The sequence below is a fragment of the Brevibacillus sp. NPDC058079 genome, assembly GCF_042885155.1.
Lineage (GTDB): Bacteria > Bacillota > Bacilli > Brevibacillales > Brevibacillaceae > Brevibacillus.
The window spans coordinates 252,690-268,821 of record NZ_JBHVSO010000002.1 but is presented as its reverse complement, the minus strand read 5'-3'; the positions used below and the strand labels follow the sequence as shown (position 1 = coordinate 268,821).

Annotated in this window: 12 protein-coding genes and 1 pseudogene; 7 read left to right on the top strand and 6 right to left on the bottom strand. The window is 45.0% G+C overall.

Annotation, left to right across the window (positions count from 1 at the left end; translation table 11 throughout):
- Positions 1-194: 194 nt before the first annotated feature.
- From ACFVS2_RS07895 to ACFVS2_RS07880, 4 genes are read right to left on the bottom strand one after another with little or no spacing between them, the layout of a single operon-like run.
- Complete coding sequence (locus tag ACFVS2_RS07895; protein ID WP_390232853.1) at positions 195-806, bottom strand: hypothetical protein; 612 nt, start codon at positions 804-806, stop codon at positions 195-197.
- Positions 793-2,478, bottom strand: a complete 1,686-nt coding sequence (locus ACFVS2_RS07890; RefSeq protein ID WP_390232851.1) for a site-specific integrase — start codon at positions 2,476-2,478, stop codon at positions 793-795. The genes ACFVS2_RS07895 and ACFVS2_RS07890 overlap by 14 nt, the downstream gene beginning before the upstream one ends.
- Positions 2,471-5,038 carry a hypothetical protein gene (locus ACFVS2_RS07885; protein WP_390232849.1) on the bottom strand — a complete coding sequence of 856 codons (2,568 nt, stop codon included), beginning with the start codon at positions 5,036-5,038 and terminating at the stop codon, positions 2,471-2,473. The genes ACFVS2_RS07890 and ACFVS2_RS07885 overlap by 8 nt, the downstream gene beginning before the upstream one ends.
- A 21-nt stretch (positions 5,039-5,059) precedes the next feature.
- Complete coding sequence (locus ACFVS2_RS07880; RefSeq protein WP_390232847.1) at positions 5,060-6,289, bottom strand: site-specific integrase; 1,230 nt, start codon at positions 6,287-6,289, stop codon at positions 5,060-5,062.
- A gap of 184 nt (positions 6,290-6,473) precedes the next feature.
- On the opposite strand from ACFVS2_RS07880, the pseudogene ACFVS2_RS07875 reads away from it, so the two are divergent.
- The 6 genes and pseudogenes from ACFVS2_RS07875 to ACFVS2_RS07850 all read left to right on the top strand — a co-directional run.
- A pseudogene (locus ACFVS2_RS07875) lies at positions 6,474-7,244 on the top strand (DNA polymerase IV); the annotation flags it as partial.
- On the top strand, positions 7,241-7,612 hold the full coding sequence (locus tag ACFVS2_RS07870) for a YhjD family protein (protein WP_390232845.1): 372 nt from the start codon (positions 7,241-7,243) through the stop codon (positions 7,610-7,612). The pseudogene ACFVS2_RS07875 and the gene ACFVS2_RS07870, both read left to right, overlap by 4 nt.
- Positions 7,609-7,959: a YolD-like family protein gene (locus ACFVS2_RS07865; RefSeq protein ID WP_390232843.1), complete on the top strand. Its 351-nt coding sequence runs from the start codon at positions 7,609-7,611 to the stop codon at positions 7,957-7,959. The genes ACFVS2_RS07870 and ACFVS2_RS07865 overlap by 4 nt, the downstream gene beginning before the upstream one ends.
- Positions 7,960-8,240: 281 nt before the next feature.
- Complete coding sequence (locus ACFVS2_RS07860; protein ID WP_007728325.1) at positions 8,241-8,522, top strand: hypothetical protein; 282 nt, start codon at positions 8,241-8,243, stop codon at positions 8,520-8,522.
- A 231-nt stretch (positions 8,523-8,753) separates the two neighbouring features.
- Complete coding sequence (locus ACFVS2_RS07855) at positions 8,754-10,592, top strand: ABC transporter ATP-binding protein (protein ID WP_390233464.1); 1,839 nt, start codon at positions 8,754-8,756, stop codon at positions 10,590-10,592.
- Complete coding sequence (locus tag ACFVS2_RS07850) at positions 10,561-12,297, top strand: ABC transporter ATP-binding protein (protein ID WP_390232841.1); 1,737 nt, start codon at positions 10,561-10,563, stop codon at positions 12,295-12,297. Before ACFVS2_RS07855 ends, ACFVS2_RS07850 begins: the two co-directional genes overlap by 32 nt.
- A gap of 64 nt (positions 12,298-12,361) precedes the next feature.
- Here ACFVS2_RS07850 and ACFVS2_RS07845 read toward each other — a convergent pair whose 3' ends face one another.
- The gene (locus tag ACFVS2_RS07845; RefSeq protein ID WP_390232839.1) at positions 12,362-13,672 is read right to left on the bottom strand and encodes an MFS transporter; all 1,311 of its coding nucleotides are present in this window, start codon (positions 13,670-13,672) and stop codon (positions 12,362-12,364) included.
- Between the two features lie 220 nt (positions 13,673-13,892).
- On the opposite strand from ACFVS2_RS07845, the gene ACFVS2_RS07840 reads away from it, so the two are divergent.
- Positions 13,893-15,491, top strand: a complete 1,599-nt coding sequence (locus ACFVS2_RS07840; RefSeq protein ID WP_390232837.1) for an amidohydrolase — start codon at positions 13,893-13,895, stop codon at positions 15,489-15,491.
- 81 nt (positions 15,492-15,572) lie between these two features.
- On the opposite strand, the gene ACFVS2_RS07835 is transcribed toward ACFVS2_RS07840, so the two are convergent.
- Positions 15,573-16,052, bottom strand: a complete 480-nt coding sequence (locus tag ACFVS2_RS07835; protein ID WP_390232835.1) for an SRPBCC family protein — start codon at positions 16,050-16,052, stop codon at positions 15,573-15,575.
- Positions 16,053-16,132 lie beyond the last annotated feature (80 nt).

Below are 16,132 nucleotides of genomic sequence, written 5' to 3'. Positions count from 1 at the left end.
ACCTTAGGCAAAAGAGGGGATTAACCCTATAAACGAGAATGTAGGCGCGGCTAAACACCAAGTGAGGGGTGTCAATGGTTGCGTGAATGCGTCGATTTTGAGAGCTATTGTAACCATCTCAACAACGTCGGTTTAATCCGATCTCAGCAGGTGGAAAGACCAACATGAGCACACCAGCGTACTTAAAGTGCATATTAAGTTTTTGGACCAAACATGCCAAACTGGTTTATCAAATCAGCGGTAATTTTCTTTTCATTGTTCTTATCATTTTTCTTAAATTCAAATACATTCTTTAAGTTTGAATCTGGATACGATGAAGTTAACGCAATATCTCGATATGCTTGACTAAAATGGTCCACCTGCTCCTGCAACGATCGGATAGTTTCCTTGTCCTGTTTCGATTGCTCATTGATTTTTTTTAACTCCATTTTTAGACGTTTAATCTCTTGTTCCAGTTGTGAAACACTTCTAGCTTGAACAAATAATTTTTGCAAAATACTGCTTACTTGATGAAGTTCTTCAATGAGTTTTTGTTTGTTTGCATAATTGTTTTGAACCAATTCAGCCATATTGGGTAAAGGAAGTAGGTTGCTCTGCAAGGCTTCAGTTATTGGCAAAGGGCTATTTAGTGCTTCAATTCTATCTTTCATATTACGAGCCCATGTATTTCTTCCCACACCCGTTTCTCTTTCGAGTTCAATAAAAGTAATCGTTCTAGAAGGGTGCTCCTCAATAAACTTTAACAACAAATTCTCAAGATGCGCTAGGGGATGTTGCTTTGGTCTTCCAACTTTATTTTTCGTCATAATTTTTCCTTTCTATGATAAAGTTAAGCTTAGCATCGACCATTGCTTTTTGTTCCCTTAGCTTATGAGAATTTCGAGCTAAATAACTGAGCTCTGATTGTGCAAGGGGATCATATTCGAATGTCGAACAATTATAAGTCATATTGCAAGAAAGGCTCTTCATAAGCTGCAATTGTTCTTTAATTCGGCCATGAATACGATCCGTTTCATCATTAAGCCAACAAATGACAGAATCATTGAATTGACTCTCTGGAATAAATAAGTGGGGACAGTACCTGCAATCCCCGACGGGACATATTTGAGGATCAAATGTACAATAACCAAACTCCAACGAGGGGAGATTTTCCAATTCCTCTTTTGTATATCGACTAAACATCCCTTTAGCACGTATCATTTTTTCTCTTTCACCTAAAGAGCTAAACGTGTCGTTTTCCAAGTTGAACTTGTTTTGGTCAGCTAGGTATTGAATGGATGACTGGCTTAATTGCTCGAGGTGACTAAAATAATGCATTTGAGAATGAAGCGACTTATGACCACCAACATGGGCAATCGTCATCATATTGAAGCCCTGCAACATCATGTTACAAAATGCAAAATGGCGAGTATCCATTGGATTAATTCTTTCCATATTCGAGAATCCGAATTTTTTTTCTGCGATTTCATCATAAAAATGCTTAAGTAATAATCTCAATTGAGTAGGAGTAAACGTTTCTTTAATTCTTTTATGAGATATTGCACGAGGTGTTACCCAAGAAGACTCACAGTAGGCATCATATGATAACAAGTAAGGAGTAGGCTTATATCCCTTAATGGTTTCTTTGTAATTTAAAATAAGCTCATAAATTTCCTGATTAACTTCAAGGGTATCTGAAACATCAATCTCAGTGCTCTTATGGGCACGTAATTTTTTTCTGGGAACTTTCAATAGAAAATTTCCAGATTGACTTACTGAAGCGCAATGGTTTTCGAGTGAGCAGAATTCAATTACTCGCATTGGAATGACTAACGTTATTTTCCACCACAATACAATAGGATAAAATATCAGTTTTTCGTAGGAGTTCCATGTCTTTTGAAAGTTATTAATAATGGAATCAAAAACTAAAGTATCTTTAAAGTTCGGAAGGTTTCGTACTGCGCTAGTAATGATAGGGAACTGATCCAAGATATCAAAAAGTTCTTTTTTATTATTGAGGTTAGAAAATCGAAGAAATTGCGTAATTACCAGTGCTACTCTTCGCAAGGCAGGTTTTGTTTTAGAAAGAAGCCAGCTCTCGAATTTATCAATTATTTCATTAGAATTAACCTCAAACCCTTGGCAATGCAGAATACATTCTTTTAGAGACTTGATTCGAAATTGAGTATACTTATCATCATGTCCTTCCAAGAGTCCAAGTAAAGTAAAGCATTTCAGCAGGGATTTCATAGATTGAAACATATCTAAATCGAAAAAAATGGAAGTGGTAGAAGCTGATGTTTCGGAGAACAGTACCCACATATCGTCCTCGAAGTCATCATTTCGTATCTTTTGTACTGTCTTCATTTTTAAAAATATTTCTTTATAAGAACCAATTTCCGTTATATTAAAAATAACCTTATCAATTGATTGTGCAAAATGGAAGTCACCGATATTCACGATATGCTCATACCTGTTATACCCCTGTAAACTACTCACCATTACCCCCCTCTAATTTCTTTATTTGGAGTGAGTGTTGATGCCGATACGCTTCAGAAACACTCGTCAATAAAGCATCATAATCAATAAATGTCTTAGTGTACTCCATTCCGTATTTATCCGTAGCTTCTTGAAGCAGCATTAACAATCTTTGAATCCAGGCTTTTTCTCTACTTGCGATGACGGGATTATCAGTACCATTTAGAATCGTAATTCTTTTTTGAAGTTCGATTCCGACACTAAGTAATAAATAATTTTTAGGAATCATATTCGAACAGCCAATACAGGATGTTGCAGTAGGATTAGTGCAGTTTGGATAAATAACACATTGCGCATGCTCAGTATGTCCAGGCAGCTTATCCATGTAGACTTGCTTCACTAATGCTTGGGCTTCGTCAGGGGACATAAGGGATACTCTAATAGCCAGAGACTCTCTTTCCTGTAGTTGTATTCTTAAAAATTCACCAAACTGTTCAAGCTCGTATGGTGTGGGGAAAACGTCCTTATATTCAAGGATCTTTAACGTGCGCTCATATAGAGTATCTTTACTTTCCATTTTCGAAAGTGCAAAAGACCTTTCAATTAATAAATTATAGAGGTAACCAAAGTGACCACGATTACATAAGTTCACAGTTGCATTTCCAAGAGGGCCATCTCTATCCGTAGATTGAATATAGATAGCAGTTGAATCTTGTTCTTTGTGACGCCGTGTTTGCTGGACTAAATCTAATGCTACGCCCATTGATTCTGAACTCTCTGTCGCTTTATGAAAAAGATGGGTCATGAAGGAACGATTCATTTTCAAACTACTGAACTTAAATGGGGGAGGAAAAAATTCTTGTAGCTTGTGCCTGATAAGAGTGTAGTTATTCATACCTGTCGTCATAAGAGATTGTTCTTTTTCATTTCTACGGTGAAGCTCGCAAATTACAATCATAGTAGAGAGAGGAACCAGCATATCCTGGTTTACTAAAAATCGGTTTAGTACCCCTGTTTTTGAAACCTTTAAACGAGTATGGGCAAATGTATTGACTATACGTTGAGACTGTTCAACGGATAACCGGTTTCCCTCGTAGAACCATTGAAAATCGCTAACATTCATGAATGAAATATCAGGGGTAGGTAATCTCAAGAAATCCGATGACCTCCAAGCATTCGTCAGATGTAATGAGCTGTAAAGCCAAGTGACAGCGTATTGCCTATGATTAAGTGCTTCTAACAAATGAAACTCAATATTCTTTAAATACTTCTCTATTGCAATGAATTCATCTAAAGAATATATATCTTTATTTCCATTGGCCATATGCTTTCTAGCAACGTGGTACTTCTCACGATATTCTGTATGAACTTTCTCTTGTAAATACAACAGGAAAGCAATTAAATTTTTCTGCTGGTTAGCGTTTGTAGTGATTTTGAGTAGCCATTTAATTTCATTATCACTTAACAGAAAAAGTTCCTTATCAAGTGACATCAAAGTTTTAAATAAAAATGTGAACTCTCTAGCGAACATCCTCTGAACTTGTAGGTCTGCACGTGAGGTGTTTTGTCTCAAAGCTACAAAATCTAGAAATAATGCTTTTGTTTCAGAAAGGTGCGGGGGAGTTACGATCAAAGAAATTCCATTAGTAAATATTGACTGAGGATCTGTAGTCTTTTCCGTTCTATATTTATCATATGTAGCATAAAACTCCTCAAAATCTGCTATTAATACGACCATTTCCAATTGTTGAGAAAGAAGAAGTACCCATTTTATTTGATCAGCTAAATGTTTGGATAGAAGTGTATGGACATAACGGCTTGAGACATTGTATTTATTCATAATCTGTTTAACTGTGTAGTATTTACTTGGTATGTCCTCTAGGAATTTTTTGAAAATGTATACATCCTTTTTTAATAAAAAGTACGTGCTTTTCACATTGTTTTTAATAGCACTAATTTCAACTTTAGAGCTTCTGATCATCGTTCGTAAAGAATGGGCTGAATAACCAAGGATTTCAGCAGCTTCCCCTATGGAATAGTATTCATTTGAGTCTTCGATTTTTAGGAATTTTTCTTTGTACTGTTCCACAGATTCTCTCGGTACATAATAGTGGCTTTTGTATTTAATACCGCCTACTAAATGGTTCTTGTGAATCGCGTCAAGAACAGTACATCTATGAATTTGTAACTCCTGAACGATCTCACTGGTCTTCATGAAGTTGGAGATATTCAAGGTCAGTTCCTGTATCAGTTCTGAGTCATCTTTATGGACATAGTTTACTCCGCCTACTTTCCTTCCTCTTATTTGACCTTTACGCAGTTTTCTACCTACCCACCACACAACATCTTGAAGCGGTAATCCAAAATTGGTCGCTATTTCTTTACAAGTTAAATGGGTATGAATAAAGGCTTCATATGCTTCTATAATATTTTCGGAAATTAATATTCTTCGGTTTATTCTTTCAATTTTAATTCCAGATACCTCTTCAAGTGGGTTAAATGTATTGTTAAACCACCATGCAATTTTATCTTTTTCAATGTTTAGACGCTCAGCCGTCTCGGCAATTGTATAATATTTCAAAGCTTGAACCTCCAGCCTTTCCTAATGCTCATATAACTCATTTATAAGCATCTCAATACTTTTCTTCATTTCCTCACTATCAGACATATAAGTTAACGAAGAAGTGATACTTTGATCTCCACGAGGTAACGCAATATCATACGGATTTCTAGCCTTTTTTGCTAGGAGATTTGTAAACGTGCCCCTGCCGATATGAAAGGACCATTTGGTTGACTTTAAATTTAATGCAATAATCATATCGTCAGGATGATGAGAGGAGGCTAATTCGCTGAGAAATTTCTCTTTTACGTTATTAAATGCATCACGCAGGCTTTTTCCTGTGAGAGCCTGACCATTGCGATTAAGAAAAAGGGGGGAATTCAAATTCATCGCTTTACCAAATTTATTTTCCATATCCGTTAGGTGATTTTTATACAAGGTGGGGAGAATTCCTTTTATAGAATAAACAAACTGCTTCCTATTGCGTTTTACCCTGGAAGTCCCCGAAATGTCTTTAATATCCCTTCTTAAATCACGAGTAGTAAGGAAGATTAACACCCCCCCAGATCCATACTGATCACCATAGGGTGTAAGATCGCTAATCAGGATATTCACTATTTCACCGGCACGCAGACCACCGAATATTGACAAGTAAATGGCAAAGGCTATAGAGGAGGATACTGAAATGGCGGTTCTGAGAAACATTAGGATAAGTCTTGGAGGCAAAGTGTGTTCTATGGCTACTCTACCTTTATCAATATCATAGGCATATTCTCTCGAATACATAGGATGAAAGGTTACTTTGGTTTCGTTGAAACCATCTAAACAGCCCTTCTCAATTAAGAAGGTATAAAAGTACTGCAAAGTACCTTCAACATTCTTAACACTTTTGTTTGCGTTTCCTTTGATTAAAAGATAGTTTAAAAAGTCTGTTCCATGAAGTTTTGTTAGTTCTGATAATGAGTTTAATTTGTAAACGTTTCGCTGTTGGATCAGGATGTAGTTTAAAAATTGTGCTAGATGAATTCCTTGCAACCGTTGGGTATTATACTCCTTATATTTCCATTTCCAATGTATGAACGCAGTAAGTGGATGAACAACGGATTTATTATTCTGCTTATTCTTAAGCATTAGAACAGCATGTTTTCTTATTAAGCGATTAGATTTCACTCTATATTCCACGAAAGCTACGTCTATACAGAACACAAAATCCTCACATCTATTCTGTTCACCAAAACTGTCAAAATGAGACTTTATCACCAGTAGAACCATCTCCTAAAAAACTCCATATTTCGACTATATATTCCTTCAATTTTGTGCGCAAGAGAAGAGTGAAATAAAAATTAGGTGCATGAACACTATGTTATGTCGATTGGAAGATCACTTTGGCCTGAAAAAGCCGGCGGAAAAGCGAGGATAATGTACATGAAATTATGTACAACTTTTGTTTGTCTAGGCCTGCGACAATTTCGCCAAGAAACGGGAAGAAGGCGTTTTTTGGCTCAAGCGGGAAACGTTAGCGGATACGCTCTGGAAGCTTCCGATTGAAAAGCTGTTCGGGGTAGGCTCACGCATGAAGCGTCATTTTCATCGGATGGGCGTCTATCAGATCGGGCAGCTTGCAGATATGAGGCCAGCCATCCTCACCCGACATTGGGGAGTGAACGGGGAGGTGCTGTGGCGCACGGCTCACGGAATCGACGATTCACCTGTGGCTTTGGATTCCTATGATTCACAAAAAGGGATCGGTCATCACATGACGTTGCCACGGGATTATCATACAGCAGTAGAAATCAAGGTTATATTGCTTGAGCTGTGCGAAGAAGTGTGCCGTCGGGCGCGGAAAAAGGAGCTGATGGGCTCCGTTCTGTCTGTGGGCTGTCGTGGAGCCGATTTGGCTGCTGGAACGGGCTTTGGGCGGCAGATGAAGCTCACGGACCAGACGAACGATGCCATGACTCTGTACGAAGCGGCCTGCTTTCTGTTTGACCGTCACTGGCAGGAAACGCCCGTCCGCAGTATCGGGGTCAATCTGGGGCAGCTTGTCCCTGATAACGTGGTGCAACTCAATCTGTTCACGGACAATCACAAGCGGCGTTCGTTGGCACAAGCCATGGATGATATCCGGAGCCGATACGGTCAGGACGCCATCCTGCGCGCCACCTCTGCCTTGGAAGCGGGACAGGCGAAAGAGCGCGCACGTAAGATCGGAGGACACTCCAAGTGACGGAGCCGATGGTGTCAGACGAGCAGGAATTGATACGCCAGTATATTTTATTTGGCATTTTGTTTCGGGCAGTCATGGCCGATCTGGGGCAGATGCGGATTGTGCCGTTGAAGTTTTCTTATCAGATGATGTTCGATGAGCTCTCGCGGTGGGCGGAGAGGCAGCATCACCAGCTGCGTGGCATCTTGCGGCAGCGAGGTTACACAGTCGTCAGCTCACGACGTCAGGGACATATGTATGTCGTCAACTATCGACAACGCGGGTATGTGCGAGAAGCGATCTATACGATTGAGGTATTGCGGGCAGAGTGTCAGGAGCTCGTCCATTTGTGGACCCGATATGAACAGCGAGGAGAGAACAAGCGATGAGGGAAAAACGCGTGTCCAAAAAGGAAAATGCATTAGTGGCCAGTCGATTTGTGCTGCCGGAGCATCGGGAAATGTATTTGCGCATCAAGGAAGAAGAGCGCCGCTATGTACCACCCGAGCTGGATCAGGAGCAGCTCAGCGCCTTGAGCGAGCTGGTATGGCAGGCGTTCCAGACAGAGAGAATCCTGACGCTGACCTATTATGACGGGCGAGAGCCGCGACGCCTGTCTGCCCATATTATCCATATTGATCAGGCGGCGAGACGCCTCAAGCTTCGGGCTGGCTCCGAGATTCACTGGGTTCCTTTTGCTCGACTGCTGCATGTGGAGCTGGCAGCGAGCTTCTAAAACGAGGAAATACAGGTACATGATGGGCAGGACACGAAAAATAGTCAGGAAATCTGCAAAAATAGGCCTCTTTTTCAAAAGCAAACGGCAAAAAACAGCGTGCCGCGTTGAAACGGTGTGTGCGAGGAAGATGTGAGATTCCTGAAACGAAAAGCGGTCAAAAACAACCGTTTTTCGTGTTTTTTTGGCTTACACGGATTTTGCCAGAAGGGAGGTTTCCCTGTATTGTTAGATTATCTTTTGAAGCATATATTTGACGGATAGAACAAAGGAGATTTTACATGCTAGCACAAGAAATGGGTGTCATATTCACCAAGCACGCCGATCAAATTACTTCCAAGCGTTGGGGAGAATTCATGCAACAATTGGAGGAAAAAGGCCTGTACGTGCTCATTGAGACAGACACGATCGGAAGAGTGATGAGTCCATTGGGCGGATTGATGCCCATGCCGTGTAAAAGTGAGACGCTCCATATTGTGACAGCTGATGAGCTGGAGCAGCGCGGCTTGCCGCTCGGTCACCACATCGTAACGAAAGCGAAAGAAAAAGTAGTCCAACCATAATCGAAAAAACCAACGCAACCTTTCCTGTGGGAGCTAGCCTCCTAGTGGGAAAGGTTTTTTGTGTGAAAAACGTCCCCTCTCATCAAATAAGATAATCCTCCGGCTAGGGGCAAGATCTATCCGGCAATCGGCGGTAGAGGGCAGAAGGTCACATTATGATAAGAGGTAGGACAAAAGAAGCAAGCAGGAGAGAGGAGAACAGGAATGACGACAATGGAGAGCAAAGAGGGGATGCAGCCCAAAAAAGGCGTGCGTCGCTTGCTGGAGATTGCGGATGAGAAGCGCGGATTGCTCGTCGTCTCGGCAATATTGTCTTCCTTGAGCGCAATATGCATGTTGGTGCCTTATGCATCTGTCTACTTCATTTTACGCGAACTGTTAACGCATGCAGCGTCTCCCGCTATGGCGGACGGGGCGTACATGATTCGGTGGGGAGTTATTGCACTTTTTGGACTCGTGGGAAGTCTGCTCATGATGTATGCGGGCGGGATGGTGTCTCATATCGCTGCGTTTCACATTTTATACGGAATGCGGGTCAAATTGGCTTCGCATATCGGCCGTTTGCCGCTTGGCTGGCTCAACGGAACGTCTACCGGTGCAGTTAAAAAAACATTGGAGCAAAATGTGGAAAAGGTCGAGACGTTTGTCGCGCATCAGCTTCCGGATTTGGTGCATGTAGTCGTGACGACGGTGCTCATGATCGGCGTGATGTTTTACTTGAACGTCTGGCTGGCGCTGGCCTGCGTCGTGCCGATTATACTGGGACTGATTGTGCAGATCATTACGTTTTCCGGGACGAGAACAAAAGAAAATATCAAGAGGTACTACGATTCGTTAGAACGGATGAACGGATCTGCCGTCCAGTATGTACGCGGAATGCCAGCGATCAAGGTATTCGGTCAGACGGTTCATTCCTTCCGGCGCTTTTATGCGGATATGACCACCTATCGGGACTATTGCGTCAAGCATACGGATGATTTTCAAAACGGATTTTTGGTGTTCAAGGTGATCCTGAGTTCATTTGCGGCCTTCATACTCCCGGTAGGGGTGTTTATGCTGAGTCAAGACCCGCAAAATGTTGCGTTTGCGTCTGTTCTGCTCTTTTTTCTCGTAATGGCGCCAGGTGTATCTGCCCCAATGTTTAAGCTCTTGTTTTTGACCTCTACCCTGCGTGACATTGGTGAGGGGGTGGAGCGCATGGATCGGATTTTGGCCGAGCAACCCGTTGCCGAACCGATTAGCTCCCGGCGTCCACAGAGCTTTGATGTCGCATTTGAAAACGTCTCTTTTTCTTATGCAGCAGAGGGTAAAACAGGAGGCGAGGCACTTTCTCGCATATCCTTCTTGGCGAAGCACGGGCAGGTGACAGCTCTGGTCGGGCCGTCTGGTGCAGGGAAATCTACGGTAGCGAATCTCATTCCAAGATTTTGGGATGTTTCGGAGGGAGCGATTCGCATTGGCCAGGTAGATGTTCGGGAGCTGTCGAGCACCGATTTGATGAACACCGTAGCTTTCGTCTTTCAGGATACGTTTTTGTTTTACGACACGGTTTACAACAACATTGCCATTGGATTGCCAGAAGCAACGCCAGAGGCAGTCTATGCAGCGGCGAAGGCAGCCCAATGTCATGATTTTATTCAAAAGCTCCCGAAAGGCTACGACACCCTGATTGGGGAAGGGGGAGTCTACTTGTCCGGGGGAGAAGAGCAGCGTGTGGCGGTCGCACGGGCGATTCTGAAAAACGCACCGATTCTTGTCCTCGACGAGGCGACTGCCTTTGCTGATCCTGAAAATGAGTATGAGATGCAACTGGCTCTGGCAGAGCTGATGAAGGGCAAAACCGTCATTGTCATCGCGCATCGCCTGTCAACGATTCGGGATGCCGATCAAATTTTGGTGCTGGAAAAAGGAAAGCTGATCGAACAAGGCAGGCATCAATCATTGATAGAGGCGAATGGGCTCTATGCCCGGATGTGGAAGGCTTACACCGATGCGCAGGATTGGCAAATGGGCGAAGGAAAGGGGAATGTGGACGCAGATGAGTATGCTGAACAATATCACAGCAGGTAAACCGAGGGCGCTGATCAAACCCGTTATTTACACGACACTTGCCAACCTTGCGCAAATATTGCCGTTTGCCTTGCTCGCGGAGGCAGCCCGATTGATTTTTGAGCCGTTTGCCCAGCCGGGTGCCTCATTGAACATCGAGCGACTCTGGTGGGTATGCGGATGGATGGTAGTCTCCTTGCTCCTTTTGTTTCTATGCGAAATTCCAGCGTATCGCACACAATTTCGCGGTGCCTACAGCACGGCGGCAGAGGGGCGAACCAAGCTCGCAGAGCATCTTCGCAAGCTGTCACTCGGTTACTTGAACAAAAGAGACCCAGGGGATTTGGCCAATATGATGATGGGAGACTTTACGATGGTGGAGCACGGGATTTCCCATCTCGTACCGCAAATGCTGGGGGCGATCATCATGCCTGTCATGGCGATCGTAGGTCTTTCTTTCGCGGATTGGCGCATGGCACTGGCCTTGTTTGCTGCATTTCCCATAGCGATTCTCTTAGTGCTGATGACATCAGGACTTCAACGCAGGCTCGGAGCAACGCATATGCGGGCCAAAATTGACGCCGCCAATCGCTTGCAGGAATATTTGAACGGCATACGCGTCATCAAGGCGTACAATTTGACCGGCGAACGCTTTGTACGGCTGGAGCAATCCTTTCGCGAGTTCATGCGGCAGAGCATACGAATCGAAGGCTTGCTGGGACCAATTGTGCTCGCCGCCATTGCTTTTATCCGAGCTGGCCTCACACTCATGGTCATGGTCGGCGTGTATTTGCTCGTAGCAGGTGGCATAGACCTGATCACGTTTGTCATGTTCCTGCTGGTTGGTACACGTCTCTTTGATCCATTGACAGCTGCACTCGTCAACTATGCAGAATTCCGTTACCACGAGCAAGCAGGGGAGCGGATTGTCCAGTTACTGGCGGAGCCGATCATGACAGGCCAGCACCAACCGCCTGCGGAAAACGATGTAAAGCTCGAAGGAGTCTCTTTTGGCTATATCGAAAAGAACGTCCTGAACAACGTGAGCATGCACATGCCAGTCGGTTCATTTACAGCATTGGTCGGGCCGTCCGGCAGTGGAAAAAGCACCGTGATGCGGCTGATTGCCAGATTTTATGACCCTTCGCAAGGCACTGTTCAGCTAGGCAATCAACCGCTTGTCGACATAGAACCGGAGGCACTCCTCTCCCGCGTGTCGATGGTGTTCCAGGACGTGTATTTATTCCAGGACACGATTGCAAACAACATTCGCTTCGGAAAAAGGGATGCGACACAAGCTGAGGTCGAGGAGGCGGCCAAACAAGCGAGCTGCCATGATTTCATCATGAAGCTGCCCGATGGCTACGATACGCTCGTAGGAGAAGGGGGAAGCACGCTGTCAGGCGGGGAAAAACAGCGCATATCCATTGCCCGAGCGATCTTGAAAAATGCGCCGATCATTCTCTTGGATGAAGCAACAGCCTCACTCGACCCCGAAAATGAGGCGCAAATTCAGAAAGCGATCGATACGCTTATCGAGGGAAGAACGGTTATTGCCATTGCTCATCGCCTGAAAACCATCCGAAATGCTGACAACATCTACGTGCTGGAAAATGGCACTGTCGTCGAACAGGGACAGCATGATGAGCTTGTGATGAAAAACGGCTTGTATGCACGGCTGTGGAAGCTGCAGCAAACGACAGGTGGCTGGAGACTGTCTTCATAAATCAGTGACAAAACCCGCTAGGCAAGTTAGCCGAAGCGGGTTTTGTCATGGGCGCATTCTTCGTTCAGTTGTCAGCTTTTTTAGTCACAGGGACGTGACGGAATAGCTTGGTCATGCACACCCATGCGATGAGTGGGCCGATTCCGATGCACAGAATCAACCAGTTCAGCGTAAGAGGAGAGACGCTCAAGGAGGTTACCAGCAGAAAGATCAGAATCCCCACCAGCCGACCAACGTCCAGAGCGAACTCTCGCAGCACGACATACTCGACCCGATTGCGTGCGCTCTCTTCGTTAGTGCCAATCAGATCAAAAATCGTGGAGAGCATGGGCACAGAGAACAGCGGATAAGCGATAGACACGGCGATCCCGAAAATAAGCAGTGTCGTAAAGCTCACCTGCCAAAAAAATACGAAGAGAATCCCCCACATGATGACAGAACCAGTGAGCATTCCCCACTTGCGATAGCGAGGAGCGAACCATTTGGTGATCAGGAAGTAGCTCACAAGTCCGACGGCAGATGTAGTCAACCAGTAATTGCCGAGAGTCATCTCGCTTCTCGTGGAAATGTAGACGAGTAGACCGATCACAAAGCCGAATACGCCTTCACGCAGTCCTTGACCAGCCAAAGCGCCTGCTGCCCAGCGCCACTCGGGCTCCTCTCGCAAACAACGTAAGGAAAAGCTCCAAGAATACGTCCCTTCCGACTGGCGTTTTTTCAGGAAAAAGCTGATGAACACGCCGACGACAAATAGCGCAAGAGAGATCCCGAAAATAAGGGAGTAACCACTATTGCCCGGAAGTCGCGTAATGAGCAAGCCTGATATCCATGGAGCGAGCATACCGCCAATGGAAGCAAGCAACCCTGCCGAACTGTTGAAAAGGTCGCGGTTATCGGCATTCGTGATTTCGAAGTACACGACATTAAAAGAAAGCCAGAAAAATCCACTCGCCATCCCCTGAACGAGCCCAAGCGGTACGGCATAAGAGACAGCTTTTGGACCCGCCAGAAGAACGAGCAAATAAAAAAGGGCAGAAACTGCCATTCCGGCACGCAAGACATTCATTTTGTTCAAACGCTTGACGTACCAGCCAGCAAGCCAGAAAGTAAGAGCACCCGCGAGATGGGCGGCAAAAGTAAACCAAGCGATCGGCGCAAATTGACTTTTTACCTTCCACAAATAGACGTTTACAAACGTGCCAGAAAGGGCGCCAGCGGCAATGAATACAGCGTTGACAAGGAGCAGCAGCTTGGCTTGATTGTCCAGACGACCTGATGGCTTTTGATGAGAAGGCTCGTGGGGTGACACTTTCAGACCAGTGGACTCCTGAATTTGAAGGAAGGATGGAAGGCGTTTCTTTGTTTTTTGCTGCATACGTTCCCTCCGCGCAAAAATAGGACATGAACATAACGTGCCCTACCGCTGCTGCTTTCAACAGGAAAGTGAGTAAACACCATGTTTTTCCAAACGAAAAGCGAAGATCGCAATTTTTTGAACGTTATTTCATTTCAGGGAGGAAAACGACTAGCAGCAAACAAATTAAGAGAGGATAGGCATACGAAAATACAGAAGCGAACAGAAAAGAGGTCACGAAATGTCGACAACCATTTTCAGAAATGGACGCATTTACACAGGGGATTCTAGGCATTTGTTCGTACAAGCGCTAGTCGTTCGGGATGGAATTGTCCATGACTTGGGCAGTGATGCGGACATGCTTCTTCAATACGGAGGCAGTGATGCAGCGGTCATTGATTTGCAAGGATATACTGCTACCCCGGGATTGATTGACAGCCACCTGCACTTGGGATGGCTCGGTCTCACCTTTTTGCAGCTGGATTTGAGCAAAGCACGCTCCAAGGACGAGATGCTGTTTCTCTTAAAAGAAAAAGCGCGAGCGACACCTGAAAATACGTGGATACAAGGCTACGGCTGGGATGAGAATTTGTTCGCGGATGGTGGCGGCATTCCTACCATCGAAGAGCTTGATCAAGCGGCACCACATTGCCCGATTCTTCTCGCACGAATATGTGGACATGCGAATTTGGTCAACAACAAGGCGTTGGAGCTATGTGGCTATCATCGTGACATGGAGGTGCCGGCGGGGGGAGTCATTGTACATGATCCTGTGAGCGGAAAACCAACGGGTATGCTATTAGAAACTGCCTCCAACCTGATTACGAAGCATATTCCGAGACCTGACTATGATCAGTTGAAGCAAAGCCTGCGCAGCTCGATTCGCTATGCAATGGCGCATGGATTGACAGGGGCACATACAGAGGATTTGCGTGAATTGGGCGGACTTGCGCAAACGTATCGGCTCTATGATGAGCTCATCAATGGCGAAGAGCTTGCGTTGCGCAGCAACCTGCTTGTCTTCTATCCGCATATGCATGAGCTGCGCGACTTAAACATGACGGCAGGTTACGGCAACGCTCATGTGCAAATCGGAGCGGTGAAAATTTTTGCAGATGGGGCATTAGGACGCAGGACGGCTTACCTGTCAGCTCCGTACGCTGATGATCCGAGCACCAGTGGTTATCCCGTACATGAGCAAGACGAGCTGACAGAGCTGGTTCGACAAGCACGTGGACTCGGGATGCCCATTGCTGTACACACCATTGGCGACAAAGCACTGGAAATGGTGCTGGACAGCTTGGATCAGTTCCCGGCAGTCGCCTATCGGGACCGCCTCATTCATACGCAAATCTTGCGGTCGGACCTGCTGGACCGCTTGAAGCATCCTCATCGAATCGCAGATATCCAACCGCGTTTTCTCGCAGGAGACTTCCCGTGGGTGATGGATCGCGTAGGACAGGAACGGATTCAACACGCGTACATCTGGAAAACGATGATGGATTACGGAATCATTTGTGCTGCGGGCTCGGATACACCGGTAGAACCAATCGATCCTCTGTTGGGGATACACGCAGCCGTCACGCGCAAAGCACCGGGGGAAACACACGATGGATACTTCCCGCAAGAAAAGCTGACAATGGAGGAAGCGATTCATCTGTTTACATTGGGCAGTGCACAGGTGACGAATGAAGATCATGTCAAAGGCACGCTTTCTCGTGGAAAATATGCGGATATGACCGTCTACTCCAAAGACCTATTTACCATCGATCCAGACGAGCTGCTCTCGACAAAGGTCATGATGACCATCATTGGCGGAAAAGTTTGCTACACGTCTTGAAAAAATAACCCGAGAATCAGAGCAGCGGCTGCCCTGGACAAGAAAGTAAAGTCCTGGATTGCCGCTGTTTTATGGAACGATCTACTTTTCAGACATACGTGCCAGATGCTCTTCAAGACGATCCATGGTCTGTTCGGCACCTGGGACGGCATATGTTTTCACCTTATCGAATACAGCGGCAGTTTCTTCAAAAACGGTGCGATAAGTGAGTTTGGTCTTGCCATCCAGATCCTCAAAGATGGCTGTCGCTTGAAAATGAGGAAACACAGTATGTTTGAAGGCGATTCGCTCGAGTTGAACGACCTCGACAAATACGTTGGTGTTGGGAAAATCAACGCCATCAGGACCGTGCATGATAAACTGCCATGTACCGCCCGGTTTTAGATCAAACTTCTGAGAAGTCGTCGTAAAACCTCGAGGCCCCCACCACTTCGACAGGTTCTCCTCTTTCGTCCAAGCATCAAACACAAGATCGCGTGGAGCATCAAATACGCGGGTGATCACAATCTCGCATTCACCTACTTGCGTTGTGAATTTGTTTGCTTCGTTGTTTTGGTTCATGTCCATCCCTCCATATTAAATAGCTTCGTCATGGATAAACTCATTTTTTCAATCATAGCAAATAAATCAGGCATGGATTT